21 protein-coding genes are annotated in these 19,513 nt (G+C 35.4%); 13 read left to right on the forward strand and 8 right to left on the reverse strand.

The window, feature by feature from the left end:
- Positions 1 to 25 precede the first annotated feature (25 nt).
- From J3U42_RS00875 to J3U42_RS00895, 5 genes are all read right to left on the reverse strand, one after another.
- Positions 26 to 1,183, reverse strand: coding sequence for an NAD(P)-dependent malic enzyme (locus tag J3U42_RS00875; protein ID WP_267329938.1), 1,158 nt, complete (start codon positions 1,181 to 1,183; stop codon positions 26 to 28).
- 84 nt (positions 1,184 to 1,267) lie between these two features.
- Positions 1,268 to 2,563, reverse strand: coding sequence for a 2-hydroxycarboxylate transporter family protein (locus tag J3U42_RS00880; RefSeq protein WP_220218004.1), 1,296 nt, complete (start codon positions 2,561 to 2,563; stop codon positions 1,268 to 1,270).
- Positions 2,564 to 3,376: 813 nt separating this feature from the next.
- Positions 3,377 to 3,820: a hypothetical protein gene (locus J3U42_RS00885; RefSeq protein ID WP_267335036.1), complete on the reverse strand. Its 444-nt coding sequence runs from the start codon at positions 3,818 to 3,820 to the stop codon at positions 3,377 to 3,379.
- Positions 3,821 to 3,919: 99 nt separating this feature from the next.
- A complete protein-coding gene (locus J3U42_RS00890; RefSeq protein ID WP_220218001.1) occupies positions 3,920 to 4,504 on the reverse strand; it encodes a hypothetical protein in 585 nt (194 codons plus the stop codon).
- A gap of 190 nt (positions 4,505 to 4,694) precedes the next feature.
- Positions 4,695 to 5,399, reverse strand: coding sequence for a lipopolysaccharide core heptose(II) kinase RfaY (locus J3U42_RS00895; RefSeq protein WP_220218000.1), 705 nt, complete (start codon positions 5,397 to 5,399; stop codon positions 4,695 to 4,697).
- A 534-nt stretch (positions 5,400 to 5,933) separates the two neighbouring features.
- On the opposite strand from J3U42_RS00895, the gene J3U42_RS00900 reads away from it, so the two are divergent.
- The 10 genes from J3U42_RS00900 to J3U42_RS00945 all read left to right on the forward strand — a co-directional run bounded on the left by J3U42_RS00900 (position 5,934) and on the right by J3U42_RS00945 (position 13,884).
- Positions 5,934 to 6,668, forward strand: a complete 735-nt coding sequence (locus J3U42_RS00900; RefSeq protein WP_220217999.1) for a GntR family transcriptional regulator — start codon at positions 5,934 to 5,936, stop codon at positions 6,666 to 6,668.
- A gap of 9 nt (positions 6,669 to 6,677) precedes the next feature.
- Positions 6,678 to 7,526, forward strand: a complete 849-nt coding sequence (locus J3U42_RS00905; protein ID WP_220217998.1) for a class II aldolase — start codon at positions 6,678 to 6,680, stop codon at positions 7,524 to 7,526.
- Positions 7,527 to 7,548: 22 nt separating this feature from the next.
- Positions 7,549 to 8,007, forward strand: a complete 459-nt coding sequence (locus tag J3U42_RS00910; RefSeq protein WP_267329942.1) for a PTS sugar transporter subunit IIA — start codon at positions 7,549 to 7,551, stop codon at positions 8,005 to 8,007.
- Between the two features lie 11 nt (positions 8,008 to 8,018).
- Complete coding sequence (locus tag J3U42_RS00915; RefSeq protein WP_220217996.1) at positions 8,019 to 8,306, forward strand: PTS sugar transporter subunit IIB; 288 nt, start codon at positions 8,019 to 8,021, stop codon at positions 8,304 to 8,306.
- Between the two features lie 2 nt (positions 8,307 to 8,308).
- The gene (locus J3U42_RS00920; protein WP_220217995.1) at positions 8,309 to 9,655 is read left to right on the forward strand and encodes a PTS galactitol transporter subunit IIC; all 1,347 of its coding nucleotides are present in this window, start codon (positions 8,309 to 8,311) and stop codon (positions 9,653 to 9,655) included.
- 200 nt (positions 9,656 to 9,855) lie between these two features.
- A complete protein-coding gene (locus J3U42_RS00925; RefSeq protein WP_267335039.1) occupies positions 9,856 to 11,388 on the forward strand; it encodes an FGGY-family carbohydrate kinase in 1,533 nt (510 codons plus the stop codon).
- On the forward strand, positions 11,366 to 12,400 hold the full coding sequence (locus tag J3U42_RS00930) for a zinc-dependent dehydrogenase (protein WP_267335041.1): 1,035 nt from the start codon (positions 11,366 to 11,368) through the stop codon (positions 12,398 to 12,400). Before J3U42_RS00925 ends, J3U42_RS00930 begins: the two co-directional genes overlap by 23 nt.
- Positions 12,401 to 12,482: 82 nt before the next feature.
- Positions 12,483 to 12,854, forward strand: a complete 372-nt coding sequence (locus tag J3U42_RS00935; protein ID WP_267329945.1) for a hypothetical protein — start codon at positions 12,483 to 12,485, stop codon at positions 12,852 to 12,854.
- A gap of 14 nt (positions 12,855 to 12,868) precedes the next feature.
- The gene (locus tag J3U42_RS00940) at positions 12,869 to 13,504 is read left to right on the forward strand and encodes a histidine phosphatase family protein (RefSeq protein ID WP_267335043.1); all 636 of its coding nucleotides are present in this window, start codon (positions 12,869 to 12,871) and stop codon (positions 13,502 to 13,504) included.
- A gap of 83 nt (positions 13,505 to 13,587) precedes the next feature.
- Positions 13,588 to 13,884, forward strand: coding sequence for a GIY-YIG nuclease family protein (locus J3U42_RS00945; protein WP_267329947.1), 297 nt, complete (start codon positions 13,588 to 13,590; stop codon positions 13,882 to 13,884).
- 89 nt (positions 13,885 to 13,973) lie between these two features.
- Here J3U42_RS00945 and J3U42_RS00950 read toward each other — a convergent pair whose 3' ends face one another.
- The 3 genes from J3U42_RS00950 to argD form a co-directional block, all read right to left on the reverse strand.
- Positions 13,974 to 14,960, reverse strand: coding sequence for a serine/threonine protein kinase (locus J3U42_RS00950; protein ID WP_267335045.1), 987 nt, complete (start codon positions 14,958 to 14,960; stop codon positions 13,974 to 13,976).
- Positions 14,961 to 14,972: 12 nt separating this feature from the next.
- On the reverse strand, positions 14,973 to 15,584 hold the full coding sequence (gene yihA, locus J3U42_RS00955) for a ribosome biogenesis GTP-binding protein YihA/YsxC (RefSeq protein WP_065562307.1): 612 nt from the start codon (positions 15,582 to 15,584) through the stop codon (positions 14,973 to 14,975).
- A gap of 67 nt (positions 15,585 to 15,651) precedes the next feature.
- A complete protein-coding gene (gene argD, locus J3U42_RS00960) occupies positions 15,652 to 16,863 on the reverse strand; it encodes a bifunctional acetylornithine/succinyldiaminopimelate transaminase (protein WP_267329949.1) in 1,212 nt (403 codons plus the stop codon).
- 217 nt (positions 16,864 to 17,080) lie between these two features.
- Here argD and J3U42_RS00965 point away from each other — a divergent pair, with 217 nt between their 5' ends.
- The 3 genes from J3U42_RS00965 to focA all read left to right on the forward strand — a co-directional run bounded on the left by J3U42_RS00965 (position 17,081) and on the right by focA (position 19,478).
- Entirely contained in the window at positions 17,081 to 17,350 is a 270-nt protein-coding gene (locus J3U42_RS00965) for an oxidative damage protection protein (RefSeq protein WP_220217988.1), read from the forward strand.
- 8 nt (positions 17,351 to 17,358) lie between these two features.
- Positions 17,359 to 18,429: a membrane-bound lytic murein transglycosylase MltC gene (gene mltC / locus J3U42_RS00970; RefSeq protein ID WP_220217987.1), complete on the forward strand. Its 1,071-nt coding sequence runs from the start codon at positions 17,359 to 17,361 to the stop codon at positions 18,427 to 18,429.
- A gap of 200 nt (positions 18,430 to 18,629) precedes the next feature.
- Positions 18,630 to 19,478 (forward strand): formate transporter FocA, encoded by an 849-nt coding sequence (gene focA, locus J3U42_RS00975; RefSeq protein WP_220217986.1) that lies wholly within the window; start codon positions 18,630 to 18,632, stop codon positions 19,476 to 19,478.
- Positions 19,479 to 19,513: the final 35 nt, after the last annotated feature.

Genomic DNA, 19,513 nt, shown 5'->3' on the forward strand with positions numbered 1-19,513 from the left:
CAAGTTCAATTAAGGTTGGTAATGATTAGTCTACCGCTGCGTTTCTAACACTTTCGGCAACCACTTTGGCAACGTTAGGTTCAAACGCGTTAGGTAATATGCAGTTTTCGGATAATTTGTCTTGAGTAACAATATTGGCCAACCCTTTAGCAGCTGCTAGTTGCATAGCTAAAGTGATGTTTTTTGCTCTGGCATCTAAAGCTCCTCTGAAAATACCCGGGAAAGCTAACACATTATTGATTTGATTTGGATAATCGCTCCTTCCGGTGCCCACCACAAAAGCGCCTGCTGCTTTGGCTTCCTCAGGGAATATTTCTGGTGTTGGATTAGCCATGGCAAAAACTATCGATTTTTCTGCCATAGTTGATACCCATTCCGGTTTTAATACACCCGGCGCAGAGACACCAATAAACACATCGGCACCTTTAATGGCATCTTGTAAAGTACCTTTTTGTTTTGAATGGTTGGTTCGACGAGCCATAGCCAAATGGTGTGGCGGTAACGATGCGTCATCCTCCGATAAAATACCGATTTTATCGACAATTTTTAAATCGGTAACGCCTGCCGCCAAAAGCATATCAGCTATTGCTAAACCGGCTGCGCCACCACCATTTATCACAATTTTTGCTGATTCAATCGTTTTCCCTGCAACTTTAAGTGCATTATATAATGCCGCTAAAACTACAATTGCAGTGCCATGTTGATCATCATGAAAAACAGGGATATCTAGAATTTCCTGCAATCTTTTTTCTATTTCAAAACAACGTGGCGCACTAATATCTTCAAGATTGATGCCGCCAAAGGACGGGGCCAGCGCCGCAATATGGCTTACAAGTTCATCTGGGTCTTGAGTATTAAGCGATAATGGGATTGCATCAACATTGGCAAACTGTTTAAATAATATTGCTTTTCCTTCCATAACCGGAATTGCTGCTTCAGGCCCAATATTACCCAATCCTAATACCGCTGAGCCGTCAGTAATTACAGCAACTAAATTACGTTTGCTGGTATATTCATACACAGATTCGGGATTTTTAGCAATTTCGGTACACACCGCTGCAACGCCTGGGGTGTAAGCGACACTAAGATCTGACATTGAATTAACCGGTACTTTTGAGTGAACTTCAAACTTCCCGTGCATTTGTTTACTAATTGCTAACGCTTTTTCTTGAACTGTTGTCATGATTCTTCCCTTCTAATTACACTTAATAAATCCTAATCAAACTTAGAATATTTTACATTTAATCTACATTGTTAAATTTTGCTATTACATATGTAGGTATCTTAATAGCGCAGTAGTACAAATCACCATTAACGCTCCACCTAACCTTGTTGCAACCTGTGCAAAAGGCATTAAGTTCATTCGATTTGCGGTTGAAAGTATTGCTACATCACCTGTTCCGCCCATGCCGCTTTGGCAAGACGAAATAATAGAGGCTTCAACCGGATGCATTTTTAAGAAGAAGCTACAGACAAAACCAGTCATAGAAACGGTAAATACAACCGAGATAATGGTAATAAAATATGGGATGGTTAGTACTTTAACTACACTTGCTAGATCAATATATAACAAGCCTAATCCCGCCATTAATGGAAAGGTAAAGTTGCCTGAGATAAATTTGTACCATTGCTGGCTACCACGCTCAACGCTTTGTGGTAATAAGCGAAAATATTTCACCACAGCCGTTGCAATAATCATTAACACTGGCCCCGGAAAGTGAGTGATTTTTTCTAAAATCATACCAAAAATAAATAGTGTAGCTAAAATCATAACAGCCCCACTCATTGCCCGAGCATCCAATGGTGTTTTGTCTTCTTTTAGGGCATCAGCTAGCCCGTCAAATTCGATTTTGACCAATTGACCTTGACCACTCAAATGAGGTTTAACTTCACCAATTCGGCTGATAATAGCGGTGAAGGTGATAGCAAAAAAGTTACCCACAACAGTTGCTGGTATTAATGCACTGACAAATGAATCATAATCTTGGTTTAAAATATTACTATAGGCATTAGAAAGTTGTAATACACCTTCACCAATTCCACCAGCCATAACCGGTGATACCGTATAGAAAAAAGCATGTTCCCACGTATCGCCAAACGCTACTGCGACTGACACCCCAACTAATGCTGCCAAGCACATGCCGAGCAACATTGGGATCATCATGCGAATAAAACCTTGTATTAAAATAACGCGATGCATGCCAAGAATACTGCCACAAACTAAACTTGCAATATAAAACAACAGAAAATTAGATTCCTTCATTAGCATTTTAGTTGCTGCTAAGGTATTGTCATCAAATACGCCATAGTAGACTAATAAAGAGGGCACAATTAACGATAATATTGCAGGTGCACCAAATTTTTTGAAAAAAGGAATATTTTGTCCTAAGGTACCTAGGCACCAACCGAGTGGTAAAATCACCGCGAAACCACCAATTAATGTTCTTGGTAGCATATCTAATTGTGCGGCGATGATAACGATAATTGAACAAACGATAAAAATAGGTAGGGGTAATGATCCGATGTAGATTTTGTTTTCTTTTAACTGTTGCATCATGCTCATAGCTAAACCTCTTGTAAGATAGTTTTTTATAGTACAAATCTAGTATAGTTAAGGAACAAGAAATCAGAAGATTAAGAAAGTTAACTAACTAGTTTTGTAATTAATGTAAGTTAGTTTAAATAATTAGCAGCAGTAACAGTCATTAAAGTGGGTTTAATAAGTGTATAAAATTTAAATTAAATCAAAAAAATATTTAATTAGCCTGATTATTAGATGCAAAAGGAAAAGAGCAATAAGCTATATTTATATTGACAGTGCCAACTTGTTTTATCATAAGAGTGGCATAGGTGTTCGATTAATTTTATTACATGGTAATGGGGAAGATTATCCAATTTCTTAAAAAAAGATAAACATCAGAAACGAGAGCGCATATTAGTCCATAATTTATACTGAAACGATTTTTTATAGCATGCAGTAAAGCAATGCAGAAAGAAATTATAAAAATAAGAAAGTTAGTATAATTAGTTTAGTAATTAAATTAAGTGTCTTATTAATTTTATGATTGATTTATCGAGACTTTTAAGTTTTAGCTATCTTTAAAATGGAAGAAATTAGTAATGACTAATGTAATAGAAAAGAAAGAGTGTTATAAGCATTTTAATTAAAAAATGGATTGATGCCTAATTTTGCCTATTTATCATTTAAAAACCATGCACCGCAAAATTTTAAATCAAATGTCCGACAGTTTTGCTTTTTTGTCCTGCAGATAATGAGTAATTAGGAAAGATGTAAAAATAGTTAAAAGTTTAGTTCAATTAATGTAAAAAAAAGATATTTGCTTGCTTGTTAACTTATAACTGAATGACAAGTTTTTTATTCATCCCTTATTTTAATTAATTGAAAGCCATTTTCAGTTGGTTTAATTTCAAAGGTTCCTAAATCTCGAACTGTTCTATCTTCTACGCCTTCACACTGGCCAAAACGCGAAAAAAAATTGATTTGTAATCGAAGATGTGTTTCATCAATTTTTTCATAAATACCTTCCGAATGGGTAAAACAATCGTTACCACACCAGGCAGAGTATTTTGATAAGAAAGTACCATTAGTATTAAAAGTTAAAGAGTTACCGTAAATAAATTTCGTTCCATCTGAACGTATCTGTAATCTTTCAGCGGGGGGATTGGATAACTCAAATAAATCCAATTCATGAGTTACTACTTTATTAATTTCCCAAAAATCATTTTTCCAAAAGTCATTTATGTCATTTTGTGCAAAGCCATAAAATGGAACCAATAATAAAAAAAGAATTTTTTTCATAATGAGTTTTACTTTTTAAAAAGTCTTGATAAGAATTTTGTATAGATTTTAGACTAAAAAAACCGTTCCTCAACTGTAACTTTTTTTGAGGATGCAGTATTAATGTAATAAACAAGCTTGAATTTTATCGACTTCTTTATTGAGTGCATCAATAACTAAATCTGGGTGGGCTCTTTCTAAGGTTTTTACATTTTCAAACCCTTCATTGCCAATAGAACCAGTATATTGTTGAGCTTGTTTGATATTGCTAAATAGGTAACGGATATTTTTGGCATTGCGAGTAGCGGTTAATGTATAACTAACAAAGTATTTAGATTGTGATTGATAATTGGTAACAGCGTTAGCAACAACATTATTACCTTCAACTAATTTGATAGTATCGCCACCATTTATCGTAATTGCTTGTTGAGTAGGCATATTATAATATGGCCACCATGCTGAACTGAGATAGTTTTCACGGTTCAAAACCACTGGGCTATTATCAAGTTCTTGCGCAATACAGAGTGATAAAGAAGAATGAAGGACCGTAATAGGTTGTGAAGTACTGTATTTATTTATGATATCCACACCAGACGTGTTTTGAGTAATTTCTACACCTTCTGTTTGATAGATTGACAGCATTTTCTGAGAAGAACAACCAGTTAGCAACGCAACTAAAACAGTAAAACCAATTAACTTTCTCATAACTCATCCTTCTTTGCTTGATTAGTTTAATTCTAAACGGTTATAAAAGTATTTACCAGTATTTAAAACAGAAGGATTTAGATATTTTTTAGCACTAGAAACTATCAAAAAAATTCTATTTATTATAGTGAATTAGTTATAATTTTTTAAAGAAAAATGAGAGAAGTTTGTTTTTCTCTCATTTGATTTATTAATCTTCTTTACCGCGAATTTTACGTGATAACCGTTTAAATCCGTGAGTAAATTTTTTAATTGCCATAGCCAGGAAAGGAACGTTAATTTTAATGCCAAAACGCTCACGCAATTCGATTGCATCATTGGCTTTAGTTAACCAAATAAAACCGGAGTTAGTTAAGTCGATTGCTTTGATTTTACCCTCTGGAGTTAAAATAAAGTTACCACCATGAACATCGTTTGAAACAAGATTATAACTATGCAGTTTTTCAATACATGCTTTAACTTGCTCTCCATATTCACGCATTTCATCCCATGTTAATGAACGTCCTTCTATAAAATTAAAGATCATATAGTGGCGATTGGTGGTTTTATCAAAAGCGACTAAATAGAGTTCATAAGCGATATCGCATTTATCCAACGAAATTTTAGCCAGCTTACGAATTAGATTAAAATAAAAATCACCAGTGATTTTAGCAATAAGTCGACGTTCTAAACGATGCTCAACACCGCCATCTATTTTGAAAATAAATTTAGATTGATTGTGATTAATTAGATAAGTATATCTCTCAATTTTATCACTTGGATCGAGTAGCTCATGATGTCCTTCTTCGGACAAAAATTGGTCAAAAAGTTCCAAATAATTTATCTCATCATTTTGTACGTAAGCGAACTTCATATTGCCGCGCTCGATTTCAATAATGTTTGCAAAGTTATTCAAGTTTTAAAGTCCTAAGATACATCAAAAAATGAGTTTATCTTAAACACTATCAAGCTTAAAGTAAATGAAACAGTCAATATTAACGGGCGAAGTTTGCGAAAAGATATCGGTTACTAGCTAGCTCAAATGTATTTAGCTTAAAAATTGTTAAAGGTAAGTAAGTAACCCTTTTGTTGGATGCCGTTTTTATTTATGCCTCCGTGTGTTTACTATTAATAATGTTAAATCTATCTTTAATCTGCCAAATAATTTAGCCTGACTATCGAAAAAAAATAAACTTATCGCTAAATAGCGCTTTGAAATATGACTTTTTTATTTGCAAAATAATTTTATTTCTTCAACAATTCCTTATTGTTATTTAGCATCTTATTATCTTTAAGTTATATCAGAACTAAATACAGTCAATTATCTAAATTTTATTGATAAATATTAAAATGTGATTAAACTCACATTTTGTTTAAAAACTAGTTGTCCATAGTTGTACATAGTTGTCTATGGATGTATATTTAACTTAACTAATATTTGGGGTAACCAATGAGTATCAACAAATTTTCTAGCACACCTCTTTATGTACAAGTCAAAGAGTGGATAAGAAATCAGATTTATCGTAATGATTTAAAAGCGGGTGACAGAATCCCGTCGGAAAACGAGATCATGAGCCTACTTTCTGTTAGTCGAGGCACTGTTAGAAAAGCGGTAGAGTTACTGATTAATGAATCTGTGCTGGAACAGATTCAAGGTAAAGGAACGTATGTAAAAGCTGAAAACATCTCTTATCAATTAGGTTATGGGCTACAGTCATTTGCCGAATCGTTAGAAATGCAGCACGTCAAGTTCACCACCGAGGTTATCACCAAAAGAGTAGAGAAAGCAAACGAATATATTAGTGGAAAATTACAAGTTCCGCTTAACGCAAATATTTTTTATATGGAAAGGGTAAGAAGCGTCAATGGTGAAAAAATCATGTTTATTGAAAACCGAATCAATTTAGCTTTATGTCCTGAAATAGAGCAGGTCGATTTTACTAAACATAGTTTATTTAACCAAATTGAACGCATTACCCATAAAAAAATAGATCATTCGGACTGCCGTTATTCAGCCCGAGTGGTAGGTAAGGAGCGGGCAGATATATTAAATATTAGTGATATCTCCCCCGTTCTTCATTTAGAACAATTAGTTTACCTTGATAATGGTCTACCAATCGAGTTTGGTAATGTATGGCTAAAATCAAACGTAAACTACTTGGGGACAACACTTAGACGAAAGTAGGAGTTAGTTATGGCATTAGTCAATGGGTATACTTTATTAGGTGAAGCTAAAAAACAAAAAACATTAGCTGGCGCATTTAATACAACAAATTTGGAAACAACTTTAGCCATATTAGATGCAATTGAAGAGAGCAACATACCAAGCATGGTGCAGATTGCACCGACAAACATCGTGTTATCGGGTTATAAATATATTGTCGATATGGTTCGTAATCGAGCTAGTACCATGAAGACACCATTTTGTCTGCATTTGGATCATGGCAAAACTTTTGAAGATGTTAAGCAAGCGGTTGAGGCTGGTTTTACCTCAATTATGATTGACGGCTCTCATTTACCTTTTGAAGAAAATATTCAATTGACAAAAAAAGTGGTCGATTTTTGTGGTGGATACAATATTCCGGTAGAAGCAGAGTTAGGCGCCATCACCGGTAAAGAGGACGATGAAGTTAATGAAGCCGATCGCAAAACCGATCCTAATCAAGTTCAAGAATTTGTTAAACGAACTGGCTGTGCAACTTTGGCTGTATCAGTTGGTAATGTGCACGGTTTTGAACAACAGCCCAAAATAGACTTTGATTTACTTGGCAAACTATCCGACATTTCCCCCGTATCATTGGTCATCCATGGTGGTTCAGGAATTGATGATCAAACTTTGCAAAAAATTAGCCAATATAATGTTGTTAAACTCAATGTCGGTGGTGATTTGCGTAGAGCTTATATCAGTTCAATTGGTAAACAATATGTCGCTAATAATAATGAATATAATCTTATTAAAGTATTGTTAAAAGCAAAAGGCGATGTGAAGCAAGTTGTTTACAACAAAATACTATCTATGAATTTATTAAACATTCATCGTTAAACTAACGTCATAGGTGGTAAATATGCAATTAGAACAATTGGATGACAATATTATTTTTTTAAACAAAAGCTTTGAAAGCCGAGAAGCAATGTTTGAAGCCATTAGCCATGAATTATTAGCAAATCATTATGTTACAGAACAATACTTACAAAAAGTTATTGAACGAGAAAATGAACATCCAACCGGATTTAAATTAAAAACCCTTAATGTTGCGATGCCTCATGTTGACAGTGAGTTTGTAAAAAAAGATGGCATGTTTGTTGTGACCAGTAAACAAGGCATTATTTTTAAAAATGCCGAAACTGATGAAGACCTCTCCGTCAATATCGTATTTGGTTTACTGTTAAAACAATCCGATACCCACTTAACTTTTTTAATGAAATTAGCATCATCGTTCAGCAATGATCAGATTTTGCAAAAAATAGTTGAAAGTAATAACAAATTTGAAATCAAAAAAATCTTAAAAGATATTTTGAAATAAGGAGCTTTATTATGAAAAAAAGAATCATTTTTGCCTGTACCAGTGGTATTGCAACTTCAACTATTGCAACTGAGAAAGTTAAAAATTATTGTGCCGAGCATGGTATCGAGGTTGAGAACATTCAGTCTGATGTCGCAACTGTACAATCTCAAGACGGTATGGCTGATTTAATTATCGTGACTTCTAAAGTGTCTTATCAATTAGAGAAAACACCAATTATCAATGGCGTACCTTTAATTACCACTATAGGTGAAGAAGAAGTCTTAGCCGAAATCGTTAGGATCTTGCAAGGAGATTGATTATGGCTGATAAGTTACTTGAAGTTGTCCAATATATTTTGGGCTTCGGGCCGACCGTCATGTTACCTGTTGTCATCTTTATAATGGCACTGTGTTTAGGGGTAAAAATAGGGCGGGCAATTCGTTCATCATTAACCATTGGAATGGGCTTTGTTGGTATCTTTGTTATTTTTGACTTGTTAGGAACCAGTCTTGGCAGTGCAACAACTGATTTAGTTGAACATGCCGGAATTGATTTACCCGTCATTGATCTTGGGTGGCCACCGTTAGCAGCAATTGCTTGGGCTTCACCGATTGCCCCTTTTGTAATTCCAATGACCATTATTATCAATATTGTAATGTTAACCGTTAATTGGACTAAAACTGTCGATATTGATTTATGGAATTTCTGGCATTTTACCTTTGTTGGTGCGCTGGTTTATAGCAGTACTGGCAGCTTTGTCTATGGATTGATTATAGCAGGGGTTACTGCCGTGATAACTTTTGTTTTGGCTGACTGGTGTGCGCCTATGATTCAAAAGTATTTTGAGTTACCCGGTATATCACTTCCGACACTATCATCTGTTATCTTCTTTCCTATTGGTGTGTTAGGTAATCTTATCTTAGATAAAATACCGGGATTACAAAAATTGCATGCCGATCCTCAAACGATACAAAAAAGATTTGGTATCTTTGGCGAACCGATGATGATTGGATTTGTCATAGGTGGCGCAATTGGTATAGCGGCGGGTTATGATGTTAAAGGGATATTAAACTTAGCAATTAATCTTGGTGCTGTCATGTTAATTATGCCAAGAATGGTTAAATTACTCATGGAAGGATTGTTACCATTATCCGATGCAGTGAAGCAATTTTTAAATAAAAAATTTCCTAACCGAAAAAATTTATACATTGGTTTAGATATTGCTGTTGCTGTTGGGCATCCATCGGTGCTTTCTACTGCACTTTTACTTATTCCCGTTGGATTGATTTTATCAATCATATTACCCGGTAATAGGTTATTACCACTTGGCGATTTAACCAATATTTGGGTACCTATTTCCATGGTGGTATTAGCTTGTCGTGGCAATATTGTGAGATCATTTATTATCGGCATACCTTGCTTAATTGTGAATCTTTATGTTGCTTCAGCAGTGGCGCCGATAATTACCAACATTGCAAAAAGTATTAATTTCCCGGTAAAAACCGACGGTGAATTTTCAAGCTTATTAGATGGTGGTAATCCCTACCGTTTTTGGGCAGTAAAAGTATTTGAAGGAAATTATATCGCTTTAGCGTTAATTCCAATAATTTTCATCACTTGTCTTTTATTGTATCGCCACACTAAAAAAACATGGGATCTGGCCTAAAAAAATAACGTATACCCACTATAAATAACACTTTTAATTAAGGTAATGAATTTGATAAGGCAACTTATCGGAATGGAGACAGCTACACTTTTTTTCAAGATGAATAAATTTAACTATATGATTAATTTGTTATTTTGTAGTGGGTGTACACTCAATTTGCTTGAAAACTATCGAGCGAAAGGGTAAGTAAGGAGGTTAATATGTACTCGATTGGGATCGATATCGGGACAACAAATTGTAAATTATGTGTTTTTGAATTGCCTTCACTAAAACTGGTTGATAGCGTTGCTTTTCAAACCCCTAAAGTGATTTCAGAATATGGATCGGACTTTGATATTACATCGTTATATAACCAGCTTGAAAAGGCTATAATTACGCTTATTGGTTCATCTTCTCTAGCGCAAAATGTCAAAAATATCGTTATTGCAAGCGTAGGTGAATCAGGTGTACTGATTAATGAAAAAGGTGAGGTGGTAGGCCCGGCAATCACTTGGTATGACACCAGAACTAAGAAAAATGTAGCAGAAATTAATCAAAAATTCACCGATGATGAGCTTTATGCAATTACCGGTATTCCTGTGCATAGTAACTATAGTTTAACTAAAATTTTATGGATTCGAAAAAACATTAATTTGGATATCGATAAAGTTAAATGGTTATGTATTGCCGAATATATGGCTTATAAATTGACTGATGTAAAAAGAGCAGAGCCTTCACTTGCGTCAAGAACGCTGGTTTATGATCTGAAAAATCATTGTTGGTCACAAAAAATTGCGTCAGCTTTTGCGCTCAATCATCTATTTTGCGATCTTGTTCAATCCGGCAAAAATATTGCGAAACTTAAACCAGCGTTGGCCCAAAAACTCAATTGTAATCAGTCAATCATGGTTTCAATTGGTGGTCATGACCATATGTGTGGTTCGATCGCAGCCGAACTTAAACCGGGTGAAATTCTAAACTCAACCGGCACCACTGAAGGATTACTGTTATTACGTAATCAAGCCAATTTTGACAACGGTTTTTTAGATAGTCATCTATCAAATGGGCAATATGTTATTGATGATTTATATACGCTTTATGCTTCGCTTCCGTCAGCGGGATATAGCATTGAGTGGTTTAAACGATCTTTTTCGGTGAGTGATGATGAATTTAATCAATTAATCGATTCATTGCTTGGCAAACTGACCGATTTACCTTACCTCAAAGCAAACCTATCAATCTTTATTCCGCATTTGCGGGGAAGTGGACCACCTAAGCGTAATATTGATGCCAAAGGGCTTTGGTATGGGTTTGATGAAAACAGCACTTTATCAAATATATTATTGGCTGTTTTTCAAGGATTGTGTTTTGAATTAAAAAATACCTTGACCACTATTGAGCAATTAACCGCAAGCTATCACCCCATAATAAAGGTAATCGGTGCGGCGGCAAAAAATCCACTGTGGTTGCAGTTAAAAGCCGACATTCTTGGTCGAGAAATCATATCGTGTAATATCAAAGAAGCGGTTTGCAAAGGCGCAGTCATGTTAGCCGGATATCAAAATCACTATATTGATAAAAATTCAGATAAGCAGAGTGATAACTATATGGTTCGGTATATCCCCAATTTGCAAATAAATCACTATTACAATTCCGTTTTTAAACACTATTACCAGCCATTTTTTGATTTAAAAAACCGTTTAGAATTTCAAAGTAAAAAGGACAATAAAGATGAAAGCGTCAGTATGTTATAAACAAAACGATTTAAGAACAGAGGATCTTCCGATTCCTGATATTTCTGATAATGAAGTATTGATAAAAATGCTCGCCTGTGGTTTGTGTGGTACCGATATTCAAAAAATTAGGGGCGATAGTGTTAATAAGCCTACCGTGCTAGGACATGAAGTAGTCGGTGAGATTGTTAAAAAAGGCCAAAACGTTGATCGTTTTGAGCTGGGCGATAGAGTTATCACCGCAATACATGTTCCTTGTTTTACTTGCCACTATTGTAATAAAGGACATTACACAATTTGTGAGCAATTTAGAACAAATAATATCGATCCCGGTGGTTTTGCCCAATTTATTCGTATTCCCGAATTACATTTAAAGCATTTGACCCATAAGGTTTCCGATAGTGTTACAGATGAAGAAGCTACCTTAATTGAACCTATTGCTTGTTGTTTGCATGGTCTTAAGCAAGCAGATATTAGACCTAATGATAGTGTACTTATTATGGGCGCCGGAACAATCGGCATCTTACATGCGCAGTTAGCCAAAATTAAAGGCGCAAATAAAGTCATTATTAGTGATATGTCTGAATTTAAATTACAAACAGCACTAAAAGTAGGATGTGATTATGCAATTAATATTGCAGAGAAAAATATTTTTGAAGAAGTGAATAAAATTACCCATGGGCAAGGCGTTGATGTCATTGTTATTGCTGCCGGGGTTTCATCATTAGTGTCTGATGCAATTAATCTGGTAAGAAGGGCGGGGAAAATCATTGTCTTTTCCGGGTTTGATAAAAATAAAATGGTGAATATTGATGCCAGCCGTTTCTTTAAGGATGAAATTAGTATTATCGGCACTTATTCGGTGACACCTTATGAGTTCCCGGAAGCGTTAGATCTGCTTGAGAAGAAAAAGCTCAATACTCAAGAAATGATAACCCACGTTTTTCCTTTAGATAAATTAAGCGAAGCGATTGACTTATCGACTGATCCTAAACAATCAGTATTAAAAGTTGTCATAAAAACTGAACTATAACAAGCCAATTACTTTGTTTAAAACAGCACAATCATTGGCAATGATGAGATGAGCAAAATTTAGTATTAATAAGGTAGAACAGATGAAAAAAGTATCGATTATTCTGATTTTAGTTGTGTTGTTGATTAACTTTTATTCTATCAGTTATGGTTTATATTCGAATTTTGCTCATTCTCAATTAGATGTTTTTTCAACACTGCTTTACTTGGTCATACTGTGCTGTATTGCGCTGTTGATTTATTTGATTATCAAAAAAAATCAGAACACGCCAATTTATCTCACTTTTTACTTTTTTCTTTGCTTAATTACCACAACGGTAGAGATTATCTATTTATCTTCACAGCAAATCGGTACAGGTAACAATATGATTTATTTTTTGATCTATTTTTCACTATTTATTTATGTCATCAAATCAATCAGCCTCAAAAAATATTTCTCTACTTCAAAAAATTGAAAGGTAACAACTTTATGTTTAAAAACATCAATCTTTATTTTGTCCGCCATGGTGAAACAAAATGGAATCAATTACAGTTATTTCAAGGATCATCAGATTCTCAACTCACTTTAAATGGTATTAATCAAGCAAAATTAACTGCTAAAGCAGTAAACAAGGTGAATTTTGTTAACGCTTACGTAAGCCCACAAAAGAGGGCTGTTGATACTGCAAAGCTTATTATTAATAACCGAGATATTTCCTTAAATTTGCATGAAGGATTAAAAGAGATTGATTTTGGTCAATGGGAGGGTAAATTTGTGCCCGATTATTATGCTGACCCAAACTTTATCTATTTACAAACTGATGCCCAAAAATATTCAATAGCTGACAATCAAGGAGAAGATTTTAGAAGTGTATTTATGCGTTCCATACAGGCAATTGACGATATCATAACTGAAAATCATCATGGAAATATTTTAATTGTTTCGCATGGTTCATTGTTAAGACAACTGATTTATGTTCTTACGGGTGGAAATTGGCAAGAACATTTACAAAATACAGAAATTTTAGCAAATACCAGCATTAGCATTATTAATTATAAACAAGATGATATTGACTCGTGTGGTTATTTTACGTTGACATCGATTAATCAAACCGATCATCTCTAATAATAGAACGGGACTTTACTGATTAAATTGGTTAAACAGCGTATTATATCCATCTAAATTACATCTGCGTTTTAAATTTGGTTATGGGTAATCATTCTGCTATTTGGTTTTTGTATATTATCAGAACGGCTAAACACTCTTTATATACCGGTATCACAACTGATGTCGCCAGGCGTTTACGCCAGCATCAAAATGGTAAAGGTGCTAAACACCTTAAAGGGCATCATAGTTTAACCGTTGTTTATCAAATCAGTGTCGGTGACAGATCAACCGCATTGAAACTTGAGTATCGTATAAAACAGCTTTCAAAACAGAAAAAAGAGCAACTGGTGGCAAATGCCCCCGACTTAGTGAATTTATTAACCTTAATCAATCGATGATTTGCTCTCTTGCTGAATATTGAATGATACCATTGTCCCGATTTGCGATAGAGGTTATTTGGCGTGATTGATTCTTGATACTGCTCAATTTAAAACATTGACATCAATTGTAGCGGTGGTGCTTTAATGGCTTGACTTTGCCGATTAAATTCAGCTAATTGCTGATACCAAAAATCAGCATCGAGTATCCAAGGAAATGCGATTGGAAAAGCTCTGTCTTGCCAACGCTGAACTATCCAAGCTAGGTAGTGCACCATTCTCATTGCTCTAAGTGGTTCAATTAAACTCAGTTGGTTTATATCAAAATGATAAAACTCTTGATAGCATTCAAGAATGCTATCAAGTTGCAATTGTTGCGCTTTTCGATCGCCATTGAGTAACATCCAAATATCTTGAATCGCTGGTCCATTACGTGCATCATCAAAATCGACAAACATGGCACTATCACGCCATAATATATTACCTGCATGGCAATCAGCATGCAGGCGAATTGGTTGCCAATCGGTATGCCAATGCTGCTCAACAATCTGTATTAAGTGGGTTAAACTGGTCTTGAGTTCGTCATGGATTTTCTTAGGGATCAAATTAGAGGTTAACAAAACTTCTTTAGGCTGATAAAGATATTCTTCGAGTCCAATTGTGGGGCGATAAATAAAAGGTTGTTTTGCACCAATTTGATGAATACGTCCCAGCAAAGTGGCTACCGATTCCATCTGCTCGATATTATCACTTTCATATTGCCGTCCTCCTACACTTGGGAACAGAGCAAATAGGTAGCCTTCATATTCATGCAAAGTTTGACCATTAAAGGTTAATGGCGCAGCGACAGGAATATCAGCTTCTGATAGTTGCTTAGTAAATTGATGCTCTTCAAGAATTTGTGCCTGATTCCAACGATAGGGGCGATAGTATTTGGCGACATATCGTATGCGATCCTCATCATAAAATTGATAGACACGATTTTCATAACTATTTAAAGCAGTCAGCCCCGAATCAACCCGAATACCAACGGTTGCCAAACTAGCAAAAATAACGTCGGGTGATAATGATTGAAATGAAAAGGCTGAACTATCCATTTTAACGTTCCTTTATTGTTGGCTGAACCATTGGTCTAATTTCTGTTTCAAAGGCTCTAAGCCGATACGTTTTGGCGATGAAAACGGTGCAACAGTAATATCACCTTGAAAAGGTAAGATAGCTTCTTTAACCATGTTAACCTGTTTTTTTAATGCGCCTGAAGCGAGTTTATCGGCTTTAGTTAACAGTAGCATAACAGGAATATCAACTGATACAGCCCACTCAATCATTTGTTGGTCGAGATCTTTAAGCGGATGCCGAACATCCATTAATACAATTAAGCCTTTTAAACTTTCTCGTTTTTGCAGATATTCGCCTAATGATTTTTGCCATTTGCGTTTAATCGCTTCCGGAACTTGTGCATAACCATAGCCCGGTAAATCGACTAAACGACAATTTTCTTCCACTTCAAATAGGTTAATAAGTTGCGTTCGTCCCGGTGTTTTACTGGTTCTTGCTAAAGATTTTTGATTGGTTAATGTGTTAAGTGCACTTGATTTACCGGCATTAGATCTGCCGGCAAAGGCAACTTCAACGCCACTATCAATTGGTAAATGTGAAATATCGGGTGCACTTAAAATAAAATGTGTTTTAGCATAGTTTAATGGTCGAATGTCGGTCATAAAAAATGTCCTTTAAGTGCATTAACGGCACTTAATCACTTAAAATGCCGTTACTGTATAGAAAAACTTAGGAATTGACAACTTTTTCGACTGCTTTTGACAAGCGTTCCATTCCGGCTTGAATTTCGTTTTCACTGATAATTAAAGACGGTGTAAAACGCAATACATCCGGGCCAGCATTTAAAATCATTACTTTACATTCAGCTGCGGCATTTAAAAAGTCGCGGGCTTTACTGTGATATTCAGGTTGTAAGTAAGCACCTAATAATAGACCTTTGCCACGATACTCCCTAAATACGTTAAATTGTTGATTTATATTTTCAAGATGCTCAATAAATATTGCTCGACGCTTTTCTACACCTGCAAGTACTTCTGGTGAGTTGATAATATCAAACGCTTCACAGCCTACAGCGCAAGCTAAAGGATTTCCGCCATAAGTGGTGCCATGTACACCCGGATGCATAACTGATGCAATATCTTCGGTTGTTAACATCGCACTTATCGGAAAACCGCCACCTAATGCTTTTGCAGAAGTTAAGATATCGGGTATAACGCCATATTGTTGATAGGTATACAAGCTGCCGGTTCGTCCCATTCCGCACTGCACTTCATCAAATACCAGTAGCGCTTTATATTCATCGCATAACGCTCGAACGCCGGTTAAAAATTCAGTTGTTGCTGAACTTAAACCTCCTTCACCTTGTACCGGTTCCAGTACAACTGCACAAGTATGATCATCCATAACCGCTTTAACTGCATCAAGATCATTAAAAGGTACATGGATAATATCAGCCGGTTTGGGTCCAAAACCGTCGGAATATTTAGCCTGCCCGCCGACTGAAACAGTAAAAAAAGTTCGCCCATGAAAAGACTGATTGAAAGCGATGATTTTGGTTTTATAAGGACTGTATTTTTGCGTGGCATAATAACGAGCCAATTTGAAAGCTGCTTCATTGGCTTCGGCACCTGAGTTAGCAAAAAAAACACGATCAGCAAAGGTATTATCGATAAGCTTTTTGGCTAAACTTAAAGCCGGTTCGTTAGTAAACACATTGCTAACATGCCATAACTTTTCACTTTGTTGTTGTAGAGCTTTGATCAATCGTGGATGACAGTGCCCCAAAGCGTTAACTGCAATGCCACCGGCAAAATCAATATACTCTTCGCCATTTTGATCCCAAACACGACTACCACTTCCTTTTACCGGAATAAATTGAGCAGGAGCATAAACGGGTAATATCACTTTATCAAATAATTCTCGAGTCACATTGGATTGCATTATTCAGTCCTTATATTCTGTTTTAAGCCTTTTTATTCTATTTTATGCCTTTTTATAAGGGTGTAAAGTAAATATTTATTCATTTATTTTGAATTAAAATTCATTTATGTAATGATTCGGCATAAATTGAGATATTAAATAATTTTATTCTTTTCTCGATTTATTTTCGGTTATAATCAGCGCTTAACAAATAATAGTTTCTAAAACAGGATTAAATATGAGTCGTATTATTTATTGTCATTATTTAAAAAAAGATGCCGAAGGCTTAGACTTTCAGCTCTATCCTGGTGAGCTTGGTAAACGTATCTACAATGAGATTTCCAAAACAGCTTGGCAAGAATGGCTTAAAAAACAAACAATGTTAATTAACGAAAACAAACTTAATATGATGAATGCTGAGCATCGCAAAAAAATTGAATCTGAAATGGTTAAGTTTTTATTTGAAGGTGAAGATGTCGTTATTGATGGGTATAAACCAGAACATTGAGAGCTAACATGAAAAATAAAATAAAAATTATTACACTGCTGGTAACAGTAAGTCTTTTAACCGCTTGTCCCGGTCCTAATTCAAAGAAAGAAGATGAAGATTATTATGTTAAAGATACCAATGCATTTAATATCTTAATAAGTCAATATGCGAATAATATAGAACAGATTTGGGGACCAAAAGAAGTGCTTATTGCTGGGCCCAAAGATTATGTGCAATATGAAGATAATTTAAGAACACGGGTGCATATTAACTTTGTTTCCGGCGTAATTACTATTGAAACGTTATCCGATACGCCGGAAATTAATTTAAAAGAGGCAATTGTCTCAACACTATTGATGCCTGAACCGGTCGAGATTATTCGACGAGATAAAGTTAGCCAAGATTTATCAGAAGAACCCTTTTTATATAATCAGGTATTAGACCAAGATCGCCAACCAATACGTTGGAGCGGGCGAGCCAATAGTTTTGCTGATTATCTAATAAGCAATAACATGAAAACCCGTAACTCCGGTTCACATAGAATCACTTACGTTGAAATTAAACTTGTTCCCAACCATATCAACCAACGTGCTCGAAAATTCCTACCGCTTGTCACTCAAGCTTCTAACCGCTACTTAATTGATGAGCGACTAATTTTAGCTATTATGGAAGTTGAATCAGCATTTAACCCATTTGCGGTAAGTCGAACTGATGCGCTAGGGCTTATGCAAGTTCAACAACATACCGCTGGTCGTGATATCTTCAAGTTACGGGGTAAATCCGGTGAACCGAGTCGACAATATTTACTTGACCCTCGTAATAATGTCGATATGGGAACAGCTTATTTGTCATTGCTGAAAACGAAATATTTAGCCGGTATTAATAATCCTATCTCATTAAGATATGCCATGATCACATCTTACAATGGTGGTGCAGGAAGTGTATTAAGAACTTTCTCAAGTGATCGTAATGAGGCTATTAATATAATTAACTCAATGACCCCACAACAAGTGTATCGAAAACTGGTAACATCGCACGTATCTCAAGAGTCACGTAACTATTTAATAAAAGTCAGTAAGATACTCGACAATAGATAATCTTTGCTAGTAATCGCCGTAAGCCATTTTATCTTCCCTAATCATGGTTAGATAAGGTGGTTATGCGGTTGAGCCTTGATTTTCGCTCTCACAATGTTTTTTTAAGTTTTAAAGTTTTTTAACAAAAAAAACGTGATCTGCTTCAAATTTTGAGTATACTATGCGTCTCATAAAACCCTAGTTTTTTTGAGGATGTCAACTTGAGTAATGATAAGCTTGTGGACTCGTTATCTCCCGCACAAATGACCCAAATTGCCGAAGAGATTGGCAATTACAAAGTAAATAAACACCCTAGTAGCACAATTCTTTCAGCCATCATTGCCGGTGTTTTCATTTCAATCGCTTTTGTTTTTTATATCACTGTTACAACCGGAACGGCAACCGTTGCTTTTGGTTTAGCCAAATTGGTTGGTGGTATCTGTTTCTCGTTAGGACTGATGCTTGTTGTTTGTTGTGGCGCTGATCTTTTTACTTCTACCGTACTGACAATTTTGCCGAGAATGACGCACAAAGTCAGTTGGTTTAAAATGATACGCAATTGGATTTTTGTGTATATTGGTAACTTTATTGGTGCTATACTGTTTGTTGCAGTTATCTGGTTTTCCGGACAGTATATGGTAGCTAACGGATTGTGGGGTTTGAATGTACTACAGACCGCTGATCATAAATTACATCACACATTTGTTGAAGCCGTATTTCTGGGCTTACTTGCTAACTTAATGGTGTGTTTAGCGGCTTGGATGAGTTATGCTGGTCGCAGTTTATTAGATAAGATGTTAATCATGGTATTACCGGTGGCGATGTTTGTTGCAAGTGGTTTTGAACATAGTATTGCCAATATGTTTATGATCCCTATGGGTATTGTGATTAATAATTTTGCTTCTCCTGAGTTTTGGACGGCAGTTGGCGTTTCACCCGATGCGTTTAAAGAATTAACAGTTGAGCATTTTATATTGAATAATTTAATTCCTGTGACAATCGGGAATATTTTGGGTGGTTTAGCAGTAGCGCTACCTTATTGGGCTTTATATTTACGTAAGCCACATTGATTTTATAATATCTGCCCTTATGTATGAGTAGATAG

Source organism: Gilliamella sp. B2923 (genome assembly GCF_026536565.1).
In the GTDB taxonomy this organism is placed as follows: Bacteria; Pseudomonadota; Gammaproteobacteria; order Enterobacterales; family Orbaceae; genus Gilliamella.

Excerpts from the sequence above, each read along its gene's own strand:
- J3U42_RS00875 (WP_267329938.1), bottom strand. The coding sequence starts at position 1,183 with ATGACAACAGTTCAAGAAAAAGCGTTAGCAATTAGTAAACAAATGCAC.
- J3U42_RS00880 (WP_220218004.1), bottom strand. The coding sequence starts at position 2,563 with ATGAGCATGATGCAACAGTTAAAAGAAAACAAAATCTACATCGGATCA.
- J3U42_RS00885 (WP_267335036.1), bottom strand. The coding sequence starts at position 3,820 with ATGAAAAAAATTCTTTTTTTATTATTGGTTCCATTTTATGGCTTTGCA.
- J3U42_RS00890 (WP_220218001.1), bottom strand. The coding sequence starts at position 4,504 with ATGAGAAAGTTAATTGGTTTTACTGTTTTAGTTGCGTTGCTAACTGGT.
- J3U42_RS00900 (WP_220217999.1), top strand. The coding sequence starts at position 5,934 with ATGAGTATCAACAAATTTTCTAGCACACCTCTTTATGTACAAGTCAAA.
- J3U42_RS00905 (WP_220217998.1), top strand. The coding sequence starts at position 6,678 with ATGGCATTAGTCAATGGGTATACTTTATTAGGTGAAGCTAAAAAACAA.
- J3U42_RS00910 (WP_267329942.1), top strand. The coding sequence starts at position 7,549 with ATGCAATTAGAACAATTGGATGACAATATTATTTTTTTAAACAAAAGC.
- J3U42_RS00915 (WP_220217996.1), top strand. The coding sequence starts at position 8,019 with ATGAAAAAAAGAATCATTTTTGCCTGTACCAGTGGTATTGCAACTTCA.
- J3U42_RS00920 (WP_220217995.1), top strand. The coding sequence starts at position 8,309 with ATGGCTGATAAGTTACTTGAAGTTGTCCAATATATTTTGGGCTTCGGG.
- J3U42_RS00925 (WP_267335039.1), top strand. The coding sequence starts at position 9,856 with ATGTACTCGATTGGGATCGATATCGGGACAACAAATTGTAAATTATGT.
- J3U42_RS00930 (WP_267335041.1), top strand. The coding sequence starts at position 11,366 with ATGAAAGCGTCAGTATGTTATAAACAAAACGATTTAAGAACAGAGGAT.
- J3U42_RS00935 (WP_267329945.1), top strand. The coding sequence starts at position 12,483 with ATGAAAAAAGTATCGATTATTCTGATTTTAGTTGTGTTGTTGATTAAC.
- J3U42_RS00940 (WP_267335043.1), top strand. The coding sequence starts at position 12,869 with ATGTTTAAAAACATCAATCTTTATTTTGTCCGCCATGGTGAAACAAAA.
- J3U42_RS00945 (WP_267329947.1), top strand. The coding sequence starts at position 13,588 with ATGGGTAATCATTCTGCTATTTGGTTTTTGTATATTATCAGAACGGCT.
- J3U42_RS00950 (WP_267335045.1), bottom strand. The coding sequence starts at position 14,960 with ATGGATAGTTCAGCCTTTTCATTTCAATCATTATCACCCGACGTTATT.
- yihA (WP_065562307.1), bottom strand. The coding sequence starts at position 15,584 with ATGACCGACATTCGACCATTAAACTATGCTAAAACACATTTTATTTTA.
- argD (WP_267329949.1), bottom strand. The coding sequence starts at position 16,863 with ATGCAATCCAATGTGACTCGAGAATTATTTGATAAAGTGATATTACCC.
- J3U42_RS00965 (WP_220217988.1), top strand. The coding sequence starts at position 17,081 with ATGAGTCGTATTATTTATTGTCATTATTTAAAAAAAGATGCCGAAGGC.
- mltC (WP_220217987.1), top strand. The coding sequence starts at position 17,359 with ATGAAAAATAAAATAAAAATTATTACACTGCTGGTAACAGTAAGTCTT.